At 61.1% G+C, this 22,044-nt stretch carries 13 protein-coding genes; 10 read left to right on the top strand and 3 right to left on the bottom strand.

Annotated features, from left to right (window positions below; all coding sequences use genetic code 11):
- The first annotated feature begins 162 nt into the window (after positions 1 to 162).
- From GO999_RS04140 to GO999_RS04110, 7 genes are all read left to right on the top strand, one after another.
- Complete coding sequence (locus GO999_RS04140) at positions 163 to 1,758, top strand: HsdM family class I SAM-dependent methyltransferase (protein ID WP_249215053.1); 1,596 nt, start codon at positions 163 to 165, stop codon at positions 1,756 to 1,758.
- A 246-nt stretch (positions 1,759 to 2,004) separates the two neighbouring features.
- Positions 2,005 to 4,560, top strand: a complete 2,556-nt coding sequence (locus tag GO999_RS04135; protein ID WP_211906564.1) for a hypothetical protein — start codon at positions 2,005 to 2,007, stop codon at positions 4,558 to 4,560.
- Complete coding sequence (locus GO999_RS04130; protein WP_211906563.1) at positions 4,544 to 8,737, top strand: DEAD/DEAH box helicase; 4,194 nt, start codon at positions 4,544 to 4,546, stop codon at positions 8,735 to 8,737. Before GO999_RS04135 ends, GO999_RS04130 begins: the two co-directional genes overlap by 17 nt.
- A 13-nt stretch (positions 8,738 to 8,750) precedes the next feature.
- Complete coding sequence (locus tag GO999_RS04125; protein WP_211906562.1) at positions 8,751 to 10,958, top strand: DUF8724 domain-containing protein; 2,208 nt, start codon at positions 8,751 to 8,753, stop codon at positions 10,956 to 10,958.
- Positions 10,959 to 10,966: 8 nt separating this feature from the next.
- The gene (locus GO999_RS04120) at positions 10,967 to 11,842 is read left to right on the top strand and encodes a phospholipase D-like domain-containing protein (protein WP_211906561.1); all 876 of its coding nucleotides are present in this window, start codon (positions 10,967 to 10,969) and stop codon (positions 11,840 to 11,842) included.
- A gap of 177 nt (positions 11,843 to 12,019) precedes the next feature.
- Positions 12,020 to 12,895, top strand: a complete 876-nt coding sequence (locus tag GO999_RS04115) for a hypothetical protein (protein ID WP_211906560.1) — start codon at positions 12,020 to 12,022, stop codon at positions 12,893 to 12,895.
- A 206-nt stretch (positions 12,896 to 13,101) separates the two neighbouring features.
- Positions 13,102 to 14,589: a hypothetical protein gene (locus tag GO999_RS04110; RefSeq protein WP_211906559.1), complete on the top strand. Its 1,488-nt coding sequence runs from the start codon at positions 13,102 to 13,104 to the stop codon at positions 14,587 to 14,589.
- Between the two features lie 15 nt (positions 14,590 to 14,604).
- Here GO999_RS04110 and GO999_RS04105 read toward each other — a convergent pair.
- The 3 genes from GO999_RS04105 to xseA form a co-directional block, all read right to left on the bottom strand.
- Positions 14,605 to 15,971 (bottom strand): IS3 family transposase gene (locus GO999_RS04105; RefSeq protein WP_089190850.1). Its coding sequence is split into 2 segments (ribosomal slippage): positions 14,605 to 15,497 and positions 15,497 to 15,971, totalling 1,368 coding nucleotides; the frame shifts between segments, so codons are not numbered across the junction.
- A 166-nt stretch (positions 15,972 to 16,137) separates the two neighbouring features.
- On the bottom strand, positions 16,138 to 16,716 hold the full coding sequence (gene sodB, locus GO999_RS04100) for a superoxide dismutase [Fe] (RefSeq protein WP_011002442.1): 579 nt from the start codon (positions 16,714 to 16,716) through the stop codon (positions 16,138 to 16,140).
- A 145-nt stretch (positions 16,717 to 16,861) separates the two neighbouring features.
- Positions 16,862 to 18,277 carry an exodeoxyribonuclease VII large subunit gene (xseA, locus tag GO999_RS04095; RefSeq protein ID WP_064478030.1) on the bottom strand — a complete coding sequence of 472 codons (1,416 nt, stop codon included), beginning with the start codon at positions 18,275 to 18,277 and terminating at the stop codon, positions 16,862 to 16,864.
- Between the two features lie 1,624 nt (positions 18,278 to 19,901).
- Between xseA and GO999_RS04090 the strand changes: the two genes are divergently transcribed.
- The 3 genes from GO999_RS04090 to lpxK are packed head-to-tail and all read left to right on the top strand — an operon-like array spanning position 19,902 to position 22,041.
- On the top strand, positions 19,902 to 20,522 hold the full coding sequence (locus tag GO999_RS04090) for a MotA/TolQ/ExbB proton channel family protein (RefSeq protein WP_011002444.1): 621 nt from the start codon (positions 19,902 to 19,904) through the stop codon (positions 20,520 to 20,522).
- Positions 20,523 to 20,544: 22 nt separating this feature from the next.
- Positions 20,545 to 20,976: an ExbD/TolR family protein gene (locus tag GO999_RS04085; protein ID WP_011002445.1), complete on the top strand. Its 432-nt coding sequence runs from the start codon at positions 20,545 to 20,547 to the stop codon at positions 20,974 to 20,976.
- A gap of 15 nt (positions 20,977 to 20,991) precedes the next feature.
- Positions 20,992 to 22,041, top strand: a complete 1,050-nt coding sequence (gene lpxK / locus GO999_RS04080) for a tetraacyldisaccharide 4'-kinase (RefSeq protein WP_043897782.1) — start codon at positions 20,992 to 20,994, stop codon at positions 22,039 to 22,041.
- Positions 22,042 to 22,044 lie beyond the last annotated feature (3 nt).

The raw sequence follows: 22,044 nt of genomic DNA, 5'->3' as shown, positions 1-22,044 counted from the left end.
CGGGATGGGTTGATGACGCCCCCGTCGAAGCTCGCTATCAAGCGACGCATCAGAGGCCTCGGTTTGGCGGCTAGGCGTTGCGGAGCTGACGTACCAACGCTCGTTGGGACCGTATTGCGCATGTGGTGCAAGACAGCGTTTCCCCGGCTTCCTAAGCCATCTTTGCCCTATTCGAAGGCCCTCGCCGCCGAGGTCGAACTGGGCGCATTCGTCACCGTACTAAATCAGATCAGCTTTCTCGATGCCACATATTGGCTCAGTTCATCCTATGCGATGCTAACTGACGAAGGCCATCGGAAGCGGCTTGCGATGTTCTTCACTCCAGCATCGCTCACCGAAGGTCTGCTAGATGACCTGGCGGCACAAGGCGTCGATTTTGGAAGCCAATCCTTCATCGATCCGGCATGCGGTGGCGCCGCCTTCCTGGCCCCGATTGCATTGCGCATGCGAACAGAGTTGAAAGGACGGGGATACACGGCCCGAAGGCTTCTCAAGCACATTGAGAAGCACCTCCTCGGTTTCGACCTGGACAAGACTTTGTGCGCGCTGTCCAAGCACTTCCTATGCATGGCTCTGCACGAGGAAATCCTGGAGACCGGCTATGTTCCGTCGTTCATGGTCAATTTGGCTGACTCCCTGACCCACTTGGCCCCAGCCTTCGGGACTGCCGACGTCGTCGTCTGCAATCCGCCATACCGCAAGATGACCGCCGAAGAGCTGGAATCGTTGCGCCCTATATACACGGACGTTATCGAAGCGCAGCCAAATCTCTACGCTCTCTTCATAACCCTCTGCGTGCGCCTGCTGCGTATCGGCGGTCATGCCGCACTGGTCACACCGACCAGCTTCCTTTCCGGCCAGTACTTCGGGCGGCTGCGCAAATTCCTTCTCCGAAACACCGACGTCGAGCATATAGGCATGGTCAGTGACAGGCAGGGCGTGTTCATCGACGTCGAGCAAGAGACTGCGTTGACCGTGCTTCGTCGGCGTGCCGAAGAGGACCGCACACAGTTGAGAACCAACGTGTCGGTTGTGTCGGCGACTGGCCAGTACACGAACGTCGGTGAAAGCAGCCTGCCCAACGCTGGTGCGGCGTGGCCGATTCCCCGCTCCGTCGAAGACGTGGCCCTGCTCAAGACAGCCGCCCTATCTCAGTCTCGCTTGTCGGACTACGGCTACCGCGCGCGCATCGGCGCGTACGTGTGGAACCGCGACAAGCGACCTAAGTTTGAATCCCTTCAGGATGCCCGGCGCGCCAAGGCTCACACCGCTATGCCGCTGATGTGGTCCCGAGACATTATCCCGGGAGCAATGATCAGACTGGAGGACACATCCACTTTCGATGGTAAGCATCGCTTTGTGGACCTCGGTGACAGGAGACATACATCGGTGGTCGCCTCACCTTGCGTGGTCGTGCAGCGCGTGACATCGAACGACCAGCCGCGTCGCCTGGTGGCGGCTGCTGTCTCCCCTGGTGTCTTCGACACCTTTGGCGGGTTCATAGGCGAAAACCACGTCGTCATCATCGAAGCGGTGAGCGAAAAGCCAGCGCTGCCCCCCACAAGGATGGCAAAGCTGCTAAGCGCGAGCGCAGTCGACCGCTACTTCCGGTGCATCTCAGGCGCAACGAACGTGTCAGTGTTTGAGCTCAACCAGCTCGCACTGCCTGATCCACAAGCGCTCAAGGAAGCCGCGACCAATGGCAGGTCAATGGACGACGCGGTGAATCTAGCTTTCGGGATCGTTTCCGAGAAATGATTAATCAGGGCAACACATGGTTCGGACTTTGTAATGCCTCCATTCAAATCATTGGCGAAACGCCAAGCAGACCAAGCGAAAGCGCGAGAAAAGCTTGCTGAACTTGCCCGCAAGTTTGTCGCGAAGCCCGTCGGGAGCAAGCTGCAACCCGTCAATGCCGAAGCATCGCCACCGGCCCCAGCCACGCCCCCTGTACCTACGCGTCCACAACGGCCATGGGCACAGGTTCGTGCCGGAAGCGCTCCATTGACCCTCCTATCGCGAACGGCCAATGAGACCATCGCTCTACAACCCTGGGCGAAGGAACTCCTAAGCACGCTGCTCATCGCGGCCGACCAGGGAGGTGTGACACTCTGCCTAGTCTGGCCTGCCAAGCTGACCGCACTCCCCCTGTTGCACGCGCTCTCTAACGTTGAACGCGTTTTCGCCAAGGACTTGCGTGGCGTGCGAACCCTGCTCTACCCCGGCACCCACGCTTGCCGCGCCCCGCTCCACAGCGTGCTCGCCAACCGCGAGTTGATGAGCGCCTTTTATCGGGACCTATGGGTGCGGCGGGCAAATGGTTCAACCGAAGTGGAGGCCTGCACGTCCTCGCCCGCGTTCTTGGCCGCACTGTGGGCCCTCAATGATCTCAGCCAGCACAACCCTGAGTCCCCCGACCCATCGCTCGCAGAACTCATTCCAACGTTTGTCTTCGCCCCCTCCAAACGCACTTGGAGCACGACAGTCTCCAACCCGTTGGAGCGCACCCTCACTAAGGTCGAACGCCTCGCGTATCGGCGCGACCTGCGGCAGAGAGTTAACCTCGAGTGGGGCACACCTGACAAGGCACCAGGCGCTCTCATGGTGATGCATCACACTGCAAAGAAGGACTCGTGGCGCACGGCATTGGCCGACCCAGCGTTGAAGGGCCAAGGGCGCCCGGAGGTCTTGTTGCTCGACGCGACGGACGCTGCGTCGCGAACGAACTACGCCGCGGTTAAGCGCATTCCTGATTTCCTGTCATTCGCTCGGGAGAACGGCTTCTCTGATGCGGGGGCCGTTATCGTGACGGATGACCCGAAGACCTTTTTCCACCTGCAGGTGCAACTCCGGAATTTCAAGATACCTTTCTCGACGAAGGTGTGGGCCGCAGAAGCCGAGGACGTGTTGCTCTCGGCGCATCCAGTCGCTGAAGACTGGCATCCCGCCCAGCGCAACAACTCGAATTTCAGCGTAAGCATCGTTGATCGAGACGCATCTCAGCTCGCGCTGAAATTCCAACGCTTGGCCTCGTCTGCCGGCAGCGAGGAGAGCCCCACTGTTCAGGCGTTGCTCCAAGCGTGCATGTATGTCCTGCGGCTGTCGAACATGCCCGCGGGATACACCGACCTCACGGCAGCATCAGTCGAAGCTGGAGAAAGCGATTACTACAGCCAACAAAATGCTTGGACGCCCGTAAAGCTGGCGCTAGCGGCAGCCCTCACCTCGGGTGCGCTGAACCAGGTGCGTGATGCTGTCGAACAAGCCATAGCGCAGGCGGAGAAACTCATCGACGACTGGAACGATGCCACGCCAATGGCGTCCCGTTTGCTAGCCGAAGTTCGAAAGCATGTAGTTGCCAGCCGACAGGGCATCTCGCTCGTGCTGCCGAGCAACCGGTACGTCCTGCTAGCGCATCGTTTCCTCCAGCGGAAGCTAGGAGCCGATTGGCCCGCAGCCGAAACACGCATCGAGTGGCACACGCTCTCCGCCGTCGGCAAGACACTCGCCGGCGACCGGAAAGGCAAGCATTTCGCGTTCGTCGGCATCAACCCCGACGTGCTTCGCATCTTGGTGACGCATCCGGAAGTACCGCACGGCACCGCAGTTCTGGTGGCTTATCGGCAAGCCGAGTCAATTCTCACGACGCTGACCGGCATGAAGGAGCTGGAAGCCTTCAAATCCTACCGGGGACGCATCGGCTTGCTGGCCCAAGAGCTCGAGCGGCGCCTAGCCGATGTTCCGAACCCGCTCGTCATCGGCAAACTTCGCGAGATGCCACTGACGTTCAAGTTCGACGAGAACGGCCACAGCGGTCAAAACGGCGAGCAAGCCTACTTCAAGTTCGAGCTGGAGGGTGGTGGCCACGCATATGCATCCGGCTGGGTCTATCGCCACGTGCCCGATGACGATCCGCCCTTTCGGCGTGCTCCAGCGAGCGCTATCCAACAGGGCGACTTCATCTTCGACATGAGCGATGAACTGCGCGCCAAGTTGGAATCATCGCTCCAGCTGAACAGTGAAGGCATGAGCTCAGTTGTCGACCCCGCGCGCACGTTGCTCAAGCTATACCACGACGATGTTCAGAGGCGCTGCGCTCTAATGTTCAAAGCCACGAAGCGGTCGGCGATAGCACGTGAGATTCAGGCCAGGATGGTCGAGCTTGACCCCAAGGCGGCGGAATGCAGGCTCGGACGCGTCTACTACTGGTTGGCCCTGCAGGAAAACGACTCGCGGCCCCACGCCGCCAGAGAAGCCAAATACTTCATTGTGTTCTGCAAGGCCCTGGGCATGAGCGAGGAGGCAGCGAAACAGCACTGGGGTTTCGTGCTGAATGCCCGGCGCTTGAACCAGCATCTCGGAAGAGAACTGGTTGCCCGGTACGCCGAAATTCTGTTCCAGCCCGAAAGTGCAGCGATCTACCGCAAGGTTCCCGAAGACGTCATCCGGCAACTGCAGCAAGAGGCGCTTCGCAACGTCTATCGAGTCGAACGCATTGTGCCACCGCCAGCGCGTGTGACCACGAACAAGAAGGGAGAAACAAGTGCCCATCCTCAGTGAAAACCCACGCGACATCCACCCAGCCTACAAAGAAGCCGTAGTGGACAGCTTGCTTAATGGCCTATCTGCGCGGCTTGCCGGTCGGGGTGACTTCTATAAGGTCATCTATGGCACCAAGCCCAGTGCGGCACTGATGTCAGAATTCATAGTGCCGATGCCTACCGAGGAGCGCGGTGGTGACGAGGAGGCAGACCCAATCCGCATCAGCGCACACGGCATGGATTTCCAGATCCGCTCGGCCGCGGTAGATACGACTCTGAGTGTGTCACTGACCGGCGCCGTGTACGTCCGCATCCTTCCGACGGAGGACGACGTAAAGCCGGGGGGCCGCCTAGAGCCCACGTTTCCGCTGACCAAAGAAGCCCGTGCCGAAATCCGCGGAAGAATTAAGGAGGCGTTGACCCAGCTCATTGCCTCGCTACCAGGCGGCAAGACGAATCCGGACTGGGCTGCGAAAAGCTACGATGCACGCAAATGTGTGTACGAGTCGATGGGATTGCCCTTTGACAACCGGTTGGACCGTTCGCAGGCAGAAGAGGAGACCGAGGCTGAAGGCGCTAACGACGAGAATGGCGAGGAAGGCGAAGCACGTCCAACTCAGGAGATTGCCGTCGGCCTGGCGACGCCCGACGGTTTGGCAGACGATATCTCTCCTCCTCCGAAGTGGCTTCGGCTTGAGCTCTCCCTACCTTCGTTCGAATTCACGGCAGCGACGGCGGACGTCGATGCCAAGAAGGCGAGCGATGCCCTGAACCAGACCATCGCCAAGCAGCTCGCGGACTGGGCGGCCAACACGGACCCCGACACAGGAGGGAAGTTGTGGGGCTACCGTCGAGCCCGAGTTCGCCCGTCCGACGTGCGCGACTGGAAACGCTACTTAGAAGCAGTTCGTGCCTCGAACCTCGCTGTCGTCATACCCAAAATCGAGCTGCGCTGGGTCGTTCAGGCGGTACCTGACCCAGTCGACGCGACCCGCATGACCGTCCACGTGGCCTTGGAGAACTGGACCGCACCGCTCACGAAGGTCAACTTCAAGGATCTGGAGCCCTCGTTCTTCCAAGTCTCCGTGGCCGTGACAGTGCCTGCGGCTGACCACCAGTTCTTGCGCTTGGACCGCGTCAAACCGTCCTATCGGTACAACCAGTACCTGAAATACCCGGCGTTGGGGTTCAACTGTGGCATCACCCTCGCCACCGACGGTCCGCTACACCGGCTCACGACGACGTGGGCGCCACGTTACGTGCTGCCCCGAATCATCCCGACAGATAGCGCCGTTGAGCGCAACATCGAAAAGCTATCCCAGCCCGATTGCCTAGCTGGCCTGACGCCCCTCATTACCACCTACGAGGCGTGGCTCGTGGAGGTTGAGAAACATCCCGTGGGCCAGGGCCTCGAGGGGCCGAATGCCGCCGAACAACTGACCGCGGAGCGCGAGAAGTTGCATCTAGACCTCGCGGCGTGGCGCCGGGAATTGAGCGCCATCCGATGCGGGTTGGAAATCCTTGAGAAATCCCGCGCGCATTGGAGCGGGCCCGGCGTGCAAAAGTCGCCGCTGGGTATTCCGTTCGAGGCGTGGGTTTCGATGAACGCCGCCATGGCCAAGGTGGCCAAATCGAAAGGCTATGACGAGTGGCGCTTGTTCCAGCTCGCCTTCATCCTGGCGTCAATCCCAGCGTTCGCGACTCGCATCTCCGATTTCTACAGCTTCTACACGCCCGACGTTGCCAAGCACACGAACGCAGTGACGCTGCTGTATTTCTCAACCGGCGGTGGTAAGTCTGAGGCCTTCCTCGGCCTGCTCGCGTTCGTGCTCTTTCTCGACCGCCTACGGGGCAAACACAGGGGGGTGTCAGCGTTGATGCGCTACCCGCTGCGCTTGCTCACGCTGCAGCAGGCGCGCCGGACCTTCGCCACCATGGGCGCGGCTGAAGAGGTTCGGCATTCGCGCGAGCATCCCGGCGAGCCGTTCTCGCTGGGATTCTGGGTGGGCGGCAGCAACACGCCCAACTGGCACTCCGAGGAGGGATACGCCGAGGTGCCCAGTGATAGTGAGGTCGCACCCAACGCCGAGTCCCAGCACATGGATACCCAGCCCTACAAGAGCGCACGCGAGCGCTGGCTGAAGCTGTCGTCGTGCCCATTCTGTGGAAACAAGGACGGCAGCCTCCTGGCTCTGCGTCGCCACTCCGACACCGGCGCTAATGCGATGGGCCACTACTGCACGGCACCGAAGGAGACGTGCTCCTGGAACGCCCGCTTCGCCAAGCCGACCCCGTTGCCCTTCTACATCGTGGATGAGGACATCTACGACCTAGCACCGTCTGTTCTGCTGGGCACGGTCGACAAGCTCGCCGCCATCGGACAGTCGCAGGGGACCATCCGCAAGTTCTTCGGCATGTTCGGTTTCGCGCCCCTGGTCGAGACCGGTAGCGAGCGCTTGTATGTGCCGATGAAACCCAAGGAGTGGGATGGCCACCCAGGCGCCGGCACACGTGAACTGTTCCCGTCCTTTGCGTCTGGAGAAAAACGCTTCTTTGACCCGTTCCCTGCCCTGCTTATCCAGGACGAAGCGCACCTTCTGGACGAGTCCCTGGGGACGTTCTCCGGCCTATTCGAGTCTGCGCTTGAAGCGGGATTCGACCAACTCGCGCCGCTGCTGAAGGGCCACTTGTCGTATGAGCCCGACTCCACCGTGCGTCGAAAAATCAAGGTCATTGCCGCATCGGCCACCGTTAGCGAGCCGCAGCGGCAGATGCGCAACCTCTACCAGCGCGACAACACCGTTCAGTTCCCATATCCCGGGCCGACTCTCTATGACTCGTTTTACGCGACCCCTCTCCAACCAGACGCCACACCGGATGACACCGAACGCGCAGCGATTCCCGTCGACGACGTGGAGCTGCGCAGCCACTGGACGCGCGTCTACGCTTCCATCCTGACTAACGGACACCGCCATACCGTAGCGATGGCCTCTGCGCTTGGGCATTACCACCTGATGCTCACCGGTTTGTACGAGCGTCTGCGCAGTGAGGACCCCGTCAAGGAGAAAGCCGCCCGCGCCGAGCTGATTCGGTGGGTGTCAGTCGGTCCTCTTCAAGCGCAGTTCGTTCGGCTCCTGGCTGGCGCCGATGCTGCGACACTGCTGACGCTCGTCGACTTGCACCGCATCGCCCTGACCTACGTCACCAACAAGAAAGGCGGCGACCAGGTTATAGACACTGAGAAGGTGCAGTTCGAGAAACTCCACCAAGCCGAGGGGTACGCCGACCACGAGTTGAACTCGGAGCTTATTTCAGGTGCCGTCTCTGCCGCGGACATTCAAGAAATTGTCCGGCGGGCCGAGACCCGCGTTGGCGTCAACAAGCCTTTCCCAGAGCTAAATGACACACTCCGATCGGTCATCGCCACTTCCGCGATATCGCACGGCGTGGACGTGGAGGAGTTCAACGCGATATTCTTTGCGGGCATTCCGTCGGATATTGCCGAATACATCCAGGCATCGTCACGCGTTGGCCGCACGCACGTGGGCTTCTCACTGCTGGTACCTGTGCCCCAGCGGTATCGAGACCGGTTTGTGCTGGAGATTCACGACATCTTCCACAGGTTCCTAGAACGGATGATTCTGCCTGCTGCTGTAGACCGGTGGGCCGAGAAGGCGCTCGTGCGCGTGATGCCAAGCTTCTTCCAGGAGTACGTCTGCGGCATGAACGCCATCGAGCGCCTGTGTGCCGCCGATGACGACAAGAAGCGCAACAGCCCCACGTTTGCGATGGCGCCCGATGTGCGAGACTTCTTGGACGTGCCGGCCAACATGAAGGCCACGGAAGCGTTCATGGAGAAGGCGCTAGGCCTATCCTTCTCGCCTTCGCCGGAAGGCAAGAGCTATTACCGGTCCCTGCTCAAGGAGCAGCTCACCCACTACCAGCAGGACTTTGGAGTCGACCGACTGGTCAACGCGACGCACCTGGTCAAGTTCTTTGCTGCCCGCAACAGCCTGCTGCGGCCGATGACATCACTGCGCGACGTGGACCAGCCAGGATTAATTCACGAGTCGGGCGTCGATGCCTCATTCAAGCCCGTGAGGGACGGTATGACGGCTCGGGCGATGTTCTTCATCCGGCGAGGTTCCGGAGCAGACATCGATTCCACAGACAGTGCCACGGAAGCGCGTAGCTGAGGGAACCAATAAGATGGCCAAAGCCAAGACCATGAATCGCTCTCGCAACCAGCTTGCGACGGCCTATGCACCAGAAAGCTTCTTCACCTTCGAGGGAGGAATGGGGGCATGCATCGCCCGCTCGGTGGCTGGTGAGTCCATCGAACTATCCGCATCGACCATGGACTTGGTGTTCGAGCGGATGAACGAACTCGGGCGTGCTTGGTTCAACACAGCCTCATCTGCGCACGACGGCGACCCAACTAAGCCGCGCGTCCTGCCGAGCCAGTGCGTCGACAATGCCCTGCTGAACCCGGCCAGGACGGAATTCCAGCTGCCGGGCCAGGACCGCTTCTACCTCTGCCGACCGTCCCACATGGAGTACACGCCGGCACCTCTGACATTCGTCTGTCGGACCTGCGGGATGTTCCAGGACTATGAGACGCTTGCGGAGCTAGACAAGAACCTGGTGAACCTGACACCCAACCATTGCCCCAACCCGAAGAATAAGGGCCAGTGCGACTGGGAACAGCTGGACGTCATCTTTGTGCATTGGTCTGGTTATTGGGAGGCTGCGTTCCCGGGCCAGTGGCACTGGAGCGACCGCGATACAAAGGTCGTCAAGCGCTATGATCGCTGCGTATGCGGCAGCTCACAGTTCAGGCTGAACCGGCGCTCTGCCGGCATCGGTGACTGGTTCTTCGAATGCGCCGCTTGCGACAAGCCGCTGTCTCCGAAGTGGCTGCAAAACGACCGCGACACTCTGCGCATCCTCGGACCGGCAATGGGGCCTGACCGACTCACTGAGGTGCGGATGCAGGCGACGCCCTATCGTGCATCGAGCGCCTACTACGTCAAATCGGACCTCTTCATTGACTTCAAGGAGGGCAGCCAGCAACTTCTGACCCTCCTGCGACCTGGGCGGGAGGCTGAGCTCAAGGACTTCGTCGCCAAGCAATATGGTTTCACCGGTCAGCCCATTACGGACGAAGACGTGCAAAAAGCCTGCGAGGGAAAACCGGAGTGCGTCAAGGAGCTTGCGGACTACCTGGCAGCCGTGGGGCAGATTCGGGCGGTCGAGCCACAACTGGAGACCTTCCCCGAGCCTGCGCGCACAGCGATGAGGGGCCTGCTGGACCTTGCCTACAACAACCGGCAGCGCATCCTCGATGACCTTCGCCAGAGGCAGATTCTGCTGCCGAAGGTCGACTTGCCAATATCCGTCGTGTCGAACATTCGGGATAGGCAGTCCAAGTTCGCATCGAAGTTCGATCCGTTCCGCCTAGCCGTCGAGCACGCCGCGCTCAAGAACACACGTCTTGATGTGGAAACAAGGACGAACGGCAAGAAACCCTACGTCTCGTTCGCCAGACTGGACGAGGACTTGGCGCCAGAAGACAAGGACAAGACGGATCAAGTGCAGACCGCGACGCGTGCGCTACTCGATAGACTGGGTCTGGAGGACATGGGCCTCATTCGGAAGTTTGATCTTTGCCGGTTTAGCTTCGGTTACTCGCGCATGGAGTCAATGCCCATCCTCCGGGACAAGCGGGGCATGGATATGCCCGTCCGACTAAACCTGTTCCCGCCGGTGAGACAGAACGACAGCACGCGGTATCCCGTGTATGTCGTCCAGCAGGGCAACGAGGCTATCTACGTGCGCCTCAAGGAAGAACTCGTTCTCGAATGGCTGCACAGCCTGAAGTGTCCGGATATGTTCACGCTGAACGCAGGCGAAAAGATTGGCGCCGGCCTATTGGGCGCGGCGCAAGACATGAGCCCGTTCCTCGACAATCTTCCCGAGACTGCGACGCCGCCAGTGTATTTCTACCTGTACACGTTGCTCCACAGCTACTCGCATCTGCTGATGAAGCACGTGTCGGAGTACTCGGGCCTGGATCTGGGCTCGCTGGGCGAGTACATCTTCCCTGTGGATCTGGCCTTCGTGGTCTACCGCAACGGCACTACGATGGACCTGGGCAACCTGTCTGCACTTTGGCGCAACGCCGGTACGGCAATGCTGACTGCGATGCTGGGTTCGAAAGCGACTCAGTGCGGGACGGGTTCGCTCTGCACGGAGCGCGGCGGGGCTTGCCCTGATTGCGTCATGATGCCGGAGACGTCCTGCATCGCCGGTAACAAGCTGCTGTCGCGGTCGGTGCTCCGCTCCATCGGGGGCAGGCCTCGCCTTGATAAACGAGGGGCATCGATTCGCGGCTATCTCGATACGGTCACTCCGTAGGCCCAACCATGTCTGCGCAAAAGCTAACCGCTTTCGAACAAGCGGCCGTGGCCGGCTTAGCCGACAAAGCTAGCCTCGCAGCAGCGCTGCTGGAAGCATGGGCAGACCTGCCCGCCGATTCGGTACAGTCGGCCCGTTCGTTGGTCAACGCAGCCCAGTTGGGCGTCACCGAAGAGACTGCGACACGGGACCTGCTCGAACGTTCGGTTGGACTTGGTCTTGTTGAGGCGGCACCGGTGGGGTTCAAGGCTCGTAGCGACGCGCATCTGCGTTTTCCGCGTCTGGCCTTTGCCCTGAATGCGGTCGCGCACTATCGGTCGGTCGTCCACCGGGATGCAACCCTAGCGCAGATCGTGCTCACCAAGCCACCGCGGCCTAGCGTTCTCGAGCAGAAGCTATCGGCACTGGGTTGGCGAACGACAGGCCTGGAATCCACCGAGCACGCCTTTCACGGCCTGGTTCGAACCGCGCGGCGGCGCGTGATCGTCATGACGCCGTTCTTCGACCGCACGGGAGCTGCTTGGCTACAGGAGCTGCTGTCGCACGTGCCCCCCGGGGTCGAGCGCATCCTGATTCTTCGCAGCCTGGAAGACACCAAGCGGGAAGACTACCCGGTCGGATTCGACGCTATCGCACCGTGGCTCAAGGCGAGCCGCGTGCAGGTCTTCAACTACTCGATTGCACGAATGGATGGCGGCCGAGAGACGTTTCACGCGAAGGCGGTGCTCTGCGATCGCAGCGCCGCCTATCTCGGGTCATCAAACGTCACGGCGGCCTCACTTGAGAACTCGATGGAGATGGGGGTGGTGCTAGAGGGACGTGCAACTGCTGGCGTCGCCGAGGTCGTTGATGCAGTCCTTGCGGCTGCCATAAAGTGGATATGAGCCGCAGCTTAGCTCAAGCCTCACACGGCCATAGAGTGGCAACGCTCGATCAGAAGTGCCCTGGGGTGTATGGGTAAGAGTAAATCAAGGGGGCTTCGCAGAGCAGCCATAAGCGGCCGCACACGAGAGATAACTTTCCCTGGTCGGAATGCTTCTCTATAAATACTTGGACATTCAATGGCGGTTTGCAGAAAAGTTCTCGACATCAGCTATGCCAAGGATCGCGGCCTAGCCGACTGGCTAAAACAAAGCAAGCAGCACCTAGTGGTGTTGACCGAATACTTCGCAATTGAGGCTCTCAATGCAAGGGATGAGTGTGGCGTTGCAGAGAACTTTGACATACTGCGCACCTATCCTGATCAAGTGCTGGTTGCAAAACCGATGAATCCGCTGTGCCAGCTTTCCCCTAAACAATTGCGTAAACGGATGAATTTGATTGATTCCCGTTCAACCAAAAACTTCGCCAGGCTTAGTCGGGAAATTGGCCGCATGCATTCGGATCATAGGGTTCAGCTAGGCGTGCAAGAAAAAATGCATGAGGCACGTCTGTATCTCGAAAATTTATCGCCCGCAGCAGAAGCGATGAAGGACGTGTTGAGCGGATGGCTGCAGACCTTCAGAGAAAGCGACGTCAAAATCCTTCGAAAAGAGAACGAATGGACGTCAGAGTTCAGGCACAACTTTCTCAAAAGCATCATTGTGCAATCGGATGCGATGTTGCAGCTTGCTAGTCCCGCAGCCTGTCCGAGCACCCTACAAGACCTGCTACTCTCCATGAATTTTGCGTTTCCCCTATGTTTCTCCATCAGATCCGTCCATCGTAGCTCCAAAGGGGATCCGAAAGATATTGGCAGCAGATCTCACAGAAGTGATCTGATCGATTCCACATATTGCGCCGTCGCACTTTATTTCGATGGCCTTCTTACTCATGATACGGGTGCCAGGAGAACTTTCGATCAAGCTCGAACGATTCTGAGTCAATTGCTCAAGGATGCACCCTACATGAAATCGATCAGGTATGAAAAAAATTGGTGCGAGCAATCGCCATTGTAGTCACCAGAATGCAACTCCCCTTCCGATAGTCCTCGAAACGATTATCACGTCATTTAAGTTGATGCAATGGCTTCTCAGGATCAAAGTGGGACAGCCACATCTCCAGCGAAGTCACGTTGCCGATTTTCTCGACTCTTGCATTGCAATGCATGCAGTGAGTGCATCAGCCAGCAAATGCGAATACCCAGTATTTTGAGAGGACGACAATGAATCAAGCCACCAAGACGATCCGAAACGCTGCAGATTTGCACAACTACCTGAAGGCCAATAAGAATTTTGACTTCAATCCCGACCGCGGCCGTGATGCGGCTCTCTACAAGGAACTGAAGCGTTCACTCGATCTACCCGATGGATCTTTCCTGACGGCGCTTCGCGCGCGGAACGTCTCTGCCAAACAGTATCTCCGAGCTCTGATGATGGCCGCGGAGCCTCTGGCTGAAATGTACAAGGAGATCCTAGCGTATTGCGCGCGGGCGAACTTCCTGCGATCGAGGGAGGGGGCCAAAATCGAGTGGGAGATCGCGTCCGCCGACGAACAGATCGGCTTCTCTCCCGAGGCCTTTAGGCTCTTCGATGAAATCAAGACTAGCGTGGAGCCCTCGCCCGAACTAATGTTCAGGACCAAAAACGAAATCATGAACTGGTTGGCCCGTGACGTCTTCGGGCCGGACCATAAGGGGCTGCCCCGCAAAGATCTCAACTGGAAAGGCGTCGAGATCTTCAGGATCCTAGCCAATGCGCGGGATCGATACGGCCCGGACCAAGCGGGAATCTTTCGAGGGTTGAACAACTACTATCTTGGTGGAACCGGTGAACGACCCTCAGCGCAATTAATATCTCGCGTAACGAGTCACCCGGATTATCCAGCGAAGTTGTCCGCGGTTGCCAAGGCCTTCGATCCCGACGCCATTGAATTGGTCGCCTCGGAGTTCATCGAACTCCCGTTCTGGAAATTCCGTTGGCAGATCTACGAGATCTGGGTGATCGCGGTGTCCTTGTCGGAGTTCGCGCAATTCGGATTTCAGCTGGCGGTCAACCACGACGGTCGCTCGTTGATCGAGCTAGGGCGCGAGGCGACGCTGGCGACACACGTTGGCAATTCGAGCACCTTCATCTATCAGCCTACCTACCGAAACAGGAGCGATGTAGACATGCGGCCGGACATCGTCGTTTCCAGCGTTGCCCAGGCGACCCCGGATGACGTTCGATTGATCATCGAATGCAAACAGAGAATCAGCTTGGAAGTCCAGCACGTGGAAGATGTCCGGAAAAAGTACGAGGCTGGGGTCGACGCTTCAATCGGTGAGGTGGTCATCGTCAACTACGACGATGCGCCGCCATGGTCGAACTCCGACCAGAGCAAGACCACACTCATCGGCAACGTGCGACCGAAATTGGAGGGGGAGAAGGAATTCAGGAGATTCCTGCGCACCTCAAGGATCGCCAAGTCGTTGCGCAAGGAGGCTTGGTTCGTTGACATCTCACTCAGCATGCGTGAAACCCTCGACGATGACTTTCGCCGGCTTCTCGTCGCACGCAGGGATTCCCTCAGATCTGGCTCGTTCGAATTGTACGGATTCGCACAGGAAGTCGAGCCACGGCAGCCTTCCGATCTCCAGGGTGTTGTCGGGATGTCCACCTCGCGCGATGACTCCAATTGGGAGGGGCACGGGATTACTGAACTGACCCCGTAAAGTTGGACGGGTAATTTAGGCGGCCAAGGGCTGAGTCCTGTATTGCACAGGGCTCAGCCCTTTTAGCTTGATCTTGATGCGCTCGTGATTGTAGTACCGGATGTATTCGGCAATGGCGCGTCGCAGTTGGTCGATGTCCGCGAAGCGCTCTAACCGGAAGCACTCTGACTTGAGTGTGCCGAAGAAGCTTTCCATTGCCGCATTGTCTAGGCAGTTGCCTTTGCGGGACATGCTCTGGCGCAGGCCTCGCGCGGCCAGTTTGCGACGATACGCTGCCATTTGATACGGCCAGCCTTGATCCGAATGCAGCATCGGCGTCTCGCACGGGCGCAGCTTGCGCAACGCCTTGTCGAGCATCTCCCGGATCAGCGTGTAATCAGGTCGTTCACTGGTTTGCCAGGCGACGATCTCTCCGTTGTACAGGTCCAGGACGGGCGACAGGTACAGCTTTTTGCCGCCGACGTTGAACTCCGTCACGTCCGTTACCCACTTCTCGTTCGGCTTGCTCGCCTCAAACTCGCGCTGTAGCAGATTGGGAGCAACCCGCCCGACTTGCCCGCGGTAAGAGCGGTATTTCTTCGGCCGCACGAGTGACTTCAACTGTAGCGCCGACATCAATCGCTGTACGGTCTTGTGATTCACCAACGTCCCTGCCCGACGGAGCGTCGCCGTGATCCGGCGGTAGCCATATCGGCCCTTGTGCTGGGCATAGATGTGCTGAATGCGCTCCTTGAGCGCGCCGTGACGATCCTCTGCCTGGCTTGTCGCCATCTGGTAGTAGTACGTGCTGCGTGCGAGATTCGCGGCCTTGAGCAAGCTCGACAATGAATGCCGCTCACGCAGCGCACTCACGACTTGCGCTTTTTCTTTGGTGCCTGCTGCTGTTTGGCACGCAGCAGGGCATCTAACTTTTTTAGGTACGCCACCTCCGCGCGCAAACACTCGTTCTCTTTGAGCAAATCCTCGCGCGAGCGCTCGTCTTGAGCCGGCTGCGCAGCGGGTTGGGGATCTTGCTTGGACTGGGACATGATGGGTGCCCCGCCTTTGCGGCGCGGCTGTAGGGCGTCGAAACCGCCCTCATGATACTGGCGGTCCCAGCGGCTGACGCCGCCAGCCTCACGCAAATCGAACACAGCGCTGACTTGCTGATAGGACAACTCGTCGCGCCACATGCGCTGCAGCACCGTCAGCTTGAACTCGGCGCTATACGCTTCATGCTTCTTGCGTAGTCCGGATTTCCCATGGCGCTGCCACGCGTTGATCCAGCGCCGGATCACAGAACGGCCTATCCCGTACTTCTGGCTCAGCCCTGCGGTCCCAACGGCCCCCCTCAAATACTCCTGAACTACTTGGCGCTTGAACGCCTCTTCATACTTCGCCATGAAAAACACCCCAAAGGTTGAACAGATGTCCAACTTTTGGGGTGCAGTTCACTTGCAGAGGGCCTTGATCTAATTACGCTTTCCGAACTTTAGCGCCACAACACGTTCGAATTTTCCAAACTATTACGCCATTTTCCGAACTATATTGTCCCGCTACAGCCGGGACTCAGGCGAAGTTGCTCGCGACGAAATCCCAGTTGACCAGGCTCCAGAACGCCTCGACGTACTTCGGACGGGCGTTGCGATAGTCGATGTAGTAGGCGTGTTCCCACACGTCGCAGGTCAGCAGCGGCTTGGCGTCCGTCGTCAGCGGCGTGGCGGCATTGGAGGTGGACACCAGGTCCAGCGAGCCGTCCGCCTTCTTCACCAGCCAGGCCCAGCCCGAGCCGAAGGTGCCAATGGCGACCTTGGTGAACTCTTCCTTGAACTTGTCGAAGCTGCCCCACTTGGCGTTGATGGCGTCAGCCAGCGCGCCGGCCGGAGCGCCGCCGCCGTTGGGCTTCAGGCCGTTCCAGTAGAACGTGTGGTTCCACACCTGCGCGGCGTTGTTGAAGAGGCCGCCCGAGGACTTCTTGACGATGTCTTCCAGGCTCAGGTTCTCGAACTCGGTCCCCGGGATCAGGTTGTTCAGGTTCGTGACGTAGGTCTGGTGGTGCTTGCCGTAGTGGAACTCCAGGGTTTCCTTGGAGATGTGCGGCGCCAGGGCGTCGAGTGCGTACGGCAGCGGGGGGAGCGTGTGGGCCATTGTTCTTCCCTTCTGTGGGTTGCGTGGGTTGGGAGCGAAGATTGTAGGAGAGATGCAAAACCGGCGCAAACCGCACGCCGAATCACCGGAATACCCGCGAAACAGGTACGGAATCGCACGACATCGCTACGTGTTCATGCGCCGGTCACATCTCGGGCAGCTTGGGCTGGACCTGAGCGATCTCGATATCGACCGCGCCCCGCGCCAGCCGCGCCTCGATGCGCGCGCGCGCATGCAGCGCGGCCGGATCGCGGATGGCCTGCCCCTTGGCATCGAGCAGCACCGCGTAGCCGCGCTCCAGCGTGCGCTGCGGCGCCAGCAGTTCCAGCCCGGCCTGATGATGCGACAGGCGGGTCTGCGCACGGTCCAGCGTGGCGCGCATGGCGCGTGCCAGCGCGGCCTCGATGCCCTGCAGCGCGGTGCGTTCGCGCGCGATGTCCGGCCGGGCGGCGTCCAGCCGCATCGCCAGCAGGCGCTGCCCATGCTCGGCGCGCTGCACGCGGCCATGCAGAGCGAAGCGCAGGCGGCCTTCCAGATGCGCCAGCCCGGCGCGCCGTTCGCGCATCTGCGCCTGCGGGCTGCGCAGGCGGCGGGCCAGCCAGTCGACCGTCTGGGCGCGGCGGTCCAGCTGCCGGCGCAGCGTCGCGGACAGCGCGTCCCAGCAGCCCGCCACATCGCGCAGCATGCGGGCGCGGTCGGGGCTGACCAGTTCGGCGGCCCCGGTCGGCGTGGGCGCGCGCACGTCGGCGACGAAATCGACGATGGTGACGTCGGTCTCATGGCCGACGCCGGCCACGATGGGAATGTCCGAGGCCGCCACGGCGCGCGCGACCGGCTCTTCGTTGAAGGCCCACAGGTCTTCGATGCTGCCGCCGCCCCGGCACAGGATGATCACATCGACTTCGGCCCGCGCGTTGACGAGATCGAGCATGGCCGCAATCCGCTCGGCCGCGCCGGCGCCCTGCACCGGTACGGGATAGACCACCACCGGCACATGCGGCGCGCGCCGATGCAGCGTGGTCAGCACATCGCGCAATGCCGCCGCCTGCAGCGAGGTCACCACGCCGATCGCATGCGGATGGCGCGGCAGCGGACGCTTGCGCGCCGCATCGAACAGCCCCTGTGCCTCCAGCGCCGCCTTGAGCCGCAGGAAGGCCTCGTACAGATTGCCCAGGCCGGCCCGGCGGATGGCCTCGACGCTCAACTGCAGCTCGCCGCGCGCCTCGTACAGCGTGACCAGCGCGCGCACCTCGACCGCCTCCCCCTCGCGCGGGGTGAAATCGGCGTACTGGTTGCGGCCCTTGAACATCACGCAGCGGATCTGCGCGCCGGCATCCTTGAGCGAGAAATACCAGTGCCCGCTGCCGGCGCGCGTGAAGTTCGAAATCTCGCCGCGCACCCAGCCGAGCGCAAAGTGGCGCTCCAGCAGCCCGGCGATGCGCCGGTTGACCTCGGAGACGGACAGCACCTCCTGCCCGCCCCGCCCCGGCCCGACCGGCGAGGGCGGCGGGGGTGCCGGAACGGCCGATGGCGATGCCGGCGCGGCGGCCGGAGTATCCATCCAGAAAGGGCGGCGAGAGGGCGGCGGAGAGGTCATGAAGTGGTCGATCCAGCGCAATGCAATGGGGTTCCGGGGCGAGGTCTACCCTGAATAGATGAGTGAAACCGGCAACCGGTGCCTACCTGTCCACAGCATACCGCCCTTGTCAAGCTTGACAGACCTCACGTGACGCGCTCTCTGCATTTCTACGCAACCCATTGATTCTTATGATAAATCCGCAATGTCAAATTTTCAGCAGCGTAAGTAATTCCGTTCTGCGTCAAGCATTTAGCGCAAGCGCCCCAAGGATGTTCACAAAGTTATCCACAGCGGTGCTGGAAAACCTCGAGATCGTGCCCGGGCAGTGGATAAAACCTGGGGTGCGCCGGGTTTCGCACCGCTCTCCGTGGCATGCAATCCCGCCTGCACAATTTTTAGGCGGGATCTCGAACATCCTTTTGAATCAGTCACTTAAGCTGTTTTTCCTGAGGATGTCCACAATCGGTCCACAGCACTGTCCCGGTTCATTGTGGATTGTGCGGATTCGGACGCCGCGATCCGTTTCCGGCACCGGCGGACGCGCCGCCCGATGGCGTGCCGTTGCATGGTCGAGCCGGCCGACACGCAGCGCGAGCCCCGTTTTTTGGAAGACACGCGGCAGCAGCGTCGACCGGGAGGCCGTTGGACGCCATCCCCAACAGGCTTTCTGCCCGGCACCCGGTACGGGAACCCGTTTGCCCATTTTTTAAGCAAATCCAGGAACCCCCTTTCCAATCAATGGCTTAAGTTGCTTGTCCCGGCAATGTCCACAACCGGTCCACAACACTGTCCCGGTCCGCTGTGGATTGACCGGCCTGGATCAGCGCGATTCGCTTGCGACACGCAGAAACGCGCATCGGCACAACATGCCGCCGCACCGTCGAGCCGGTCCGAAGCGCGGGATGGCACGGCTCAGGAGACGCGGACACTGTCGAAACGCGCGCCGGGCGCCCTCCCCATCCGCTTTTCCACCCGGCACGCGGCACATGAACCTTCTTGCTCATTTTTTAATCAGAAGCAGGAACCCCCTTTCCAATCAATGACTTAAGGTATTTGTCCTGACAATGTCCACAACCCGTCCACAACACTGTCCCGGTCCGTTGTGGATTGCGCGGGCCCAAACCACCGCGCTCCGCAGCCGACATCCGCAAGCGCGCCCCATTGCGAGGCTGCGCCGTGATGCCGCCCCGCGTTCGGCGATGCCGGCGGCAATGACGGCAACCGGGACCGGTTCTGTACGCGACGCTCACCCGCTTCTCCGCCGGAGGCCCTGCTCCAAGCGCTTCTGCCCAATTTTTAAGCAGGATCAGGAACCCCCTTTTGAATCAACGACTTGAGTTGTTTGTCCTGGCAATGTCCACAACCGTTCCACAGCGCTGTCCCGGCCCGTTGTGGATTGCCATGGCATCGTGCGGCGCGCGCGGCCGCCGAGCGTCGCACATGCGCATCGCCGCAGTGCGCCATCGAGTTGCCGAGGCAGGTCCGACGCGCTAGAGTGGCGCCTGTTTTTGCCGCAACGAACCGTGTTCGGGGACGCGGGCGGCAATAACGGCAATCGGGCGCCAGTCAGGCGCATCTTTTCCATTACGACAAAACGGGTTGTCCTGTGTTTTCCATCATCCAAGCCGCCGGCTGGCCGATCTGGCCGCTGCTGATTGCCTCGGTGCTCGCCCTGGCGCTCATCATCGAACGCTTCGTCGCCTTGCAGCGCAAGAAGATCATTCCTCCCAAGGTGTATGACGAGGCCCTGGCGGTGGCACACCAGCGCAAGGCGACGCCAGAAGTCGTGAACACGCTGGAACAGGGCTCGCCGCTGGGCCGCGTGCTGGCCGCCGCACTGCGCCACGTGGTGCTGCATCCGGCCACCACGCGCGAAGCCGCCAAGGAAGTGGTGGAAGAAGCCGGTCAGAACGTCGCCCACCGCCTGGAGCGCTACCTGAACGCACTCGGCACCATCGCCTCGGTGGCGCCGCTGATGGGTCTGTTCGGCACCGTGGTCGGCATGATCGAGATCTTCGGCAGCCAGACCGCCGCCGGCACCAACCCGCAGACGCTCGCGCACGGCATCTCGGTCGCGCTGTACAACACGGCGCTGGGCCTGGTGGTGGCCATCCCGACGCTGATCTTCTGGCGCTACTTCCGTGGCGTGGTCGACAGCTACGTGGTCGAACTCGAGCACCTGTCCGCCACGTACCTCGACGCGATCCTGCCGCCGCGGCGCGGCTGACCGGCACGCACTGGAGCAAGCCATGCGCTTCCGCCCGCGCCATGCCCGCGAAGAGCCGGAGATCAACCTGATCCCGCTGATCGACGTGCTGCTCGTGATCCTCATCTTCCTGATGATCACGACCACGTATTCCCGTTACACCGAACTGAAGGTCAACCTGCCGACCGCCGACGCGGCGAAGGCCACCGAGCGCCCGGGCCAGATCGTCGTATCGATCACGGCCAACGGCGTCTATTCGGTCGACAAGCAGGTGCTCGACACCCGCGACGTGACCAGCCTGTCCGATGCCCTGCGCAGTGCCGCGGGCAGCGGCGGCGGTCCCGAGCCGGTGGTGGTGATCAACGCCGATGCGCAGGCCGCGCACCAGGCTGTCGTCAACGTGATGGAAGCCGCCCGCGTGGCCGGCTTGTCGCACCTGACCTTCGCCACCCAGACCGGCAACGCCGCTCGCTGACCCCGCCCGCACCGCATGCCCGTTGCCCAGCACCGCCTAGCCAGCTTCGTCACCCGCCAATGGCAGCGGCGCGGCTGGTTTGCGCGGATGCTGTGGCCGCTGTCGCTGCTGTTCGGGGCCGTCAGCGGGCTGCGCCGGCGGCTGTTCCGCTGGGGCTGGCTGCGCTCGGTGCGCCTGCCGGTGCCGGTGGTGGTGGTCGGCAATGTCACCGTCGGCGGCGCCGGCAAGACGCCGGCCGTGATCGCGCTGGCCTCGGCGCTGGCCGACGCGGGCCTGCGCCCCGGCATCGTCTCGCGTGGCTACGGCGCGCTGCTCAAGCACCCGCGCCCGGTGCGCGAGCATTCCCGCGCGGAAGACGTCGGCGACGAGCCCCTGCTGATCGCCCGTGCCACCGATCTTCCGGTCTGGGTCTACCCCGACCGTGTGCTGTGCGCGCAGACATTGCTGGCCTCGCACCCCGGCTGCAACGTGATCATCTGCGACGACGGCCTGCAGCACTACCGCCTGCGCCGCGACATCGAGATCGTGGTGTTCGACCTGCGCATGGGCGGCAACGGCTTCCTGCTGCCGGCCGGCCCGCTGCGCGAGCCGATGACCCGCCGCCGCGACGCCACGCTGATCAACGACCCCAACTACCGCGCCACGCACGACCGCCCCGACATCTACGGCATGCGGCTGGACCTGCAGGATGCATACAACCTGGCCGATCCGGCGCTGCGCCGTCCGCTGAGCCAGTTCGCGCGGCTGTCGGGCGATCAGTTGCTGGCCGCCGCGGGCATCGGCAACCCCGAGCGCTTCTTCGCCTCGCTGCGCGCCGCCGGGCTCCAGCCGGCCACCCTGCCGCTGCCCGACCACTACGACTTTGCAGACAACCCGTTCGCGGATGCCGGCGCCGAAACCATCCTGATCACCGAAAAGGATGCCGTAAAATGCGGCCATCTCGACGACCCGCGCATCTGGGTGGTGCCGACCACGCCGGTGGTCGATGCCGCGCTGGTCGAACAGGTCTGCCGGCGCGTGCGCGCCCTGGCCGATCGCTCAACTTCTCAGGCTGGCGCACAATAACGA

The organism is Ralstonia nicotianae, from assembly GCF_018243235.1.
GTDB lineage: Bacteria > Pseudomonadota > Gammaproteobacteria > Burkholderiales > Burkholderiaceae > Ralstonia > Ralstonia nicotianae.
This window is presented reverse-complemented; position numbering and strand designations above follow the sequence as displayed.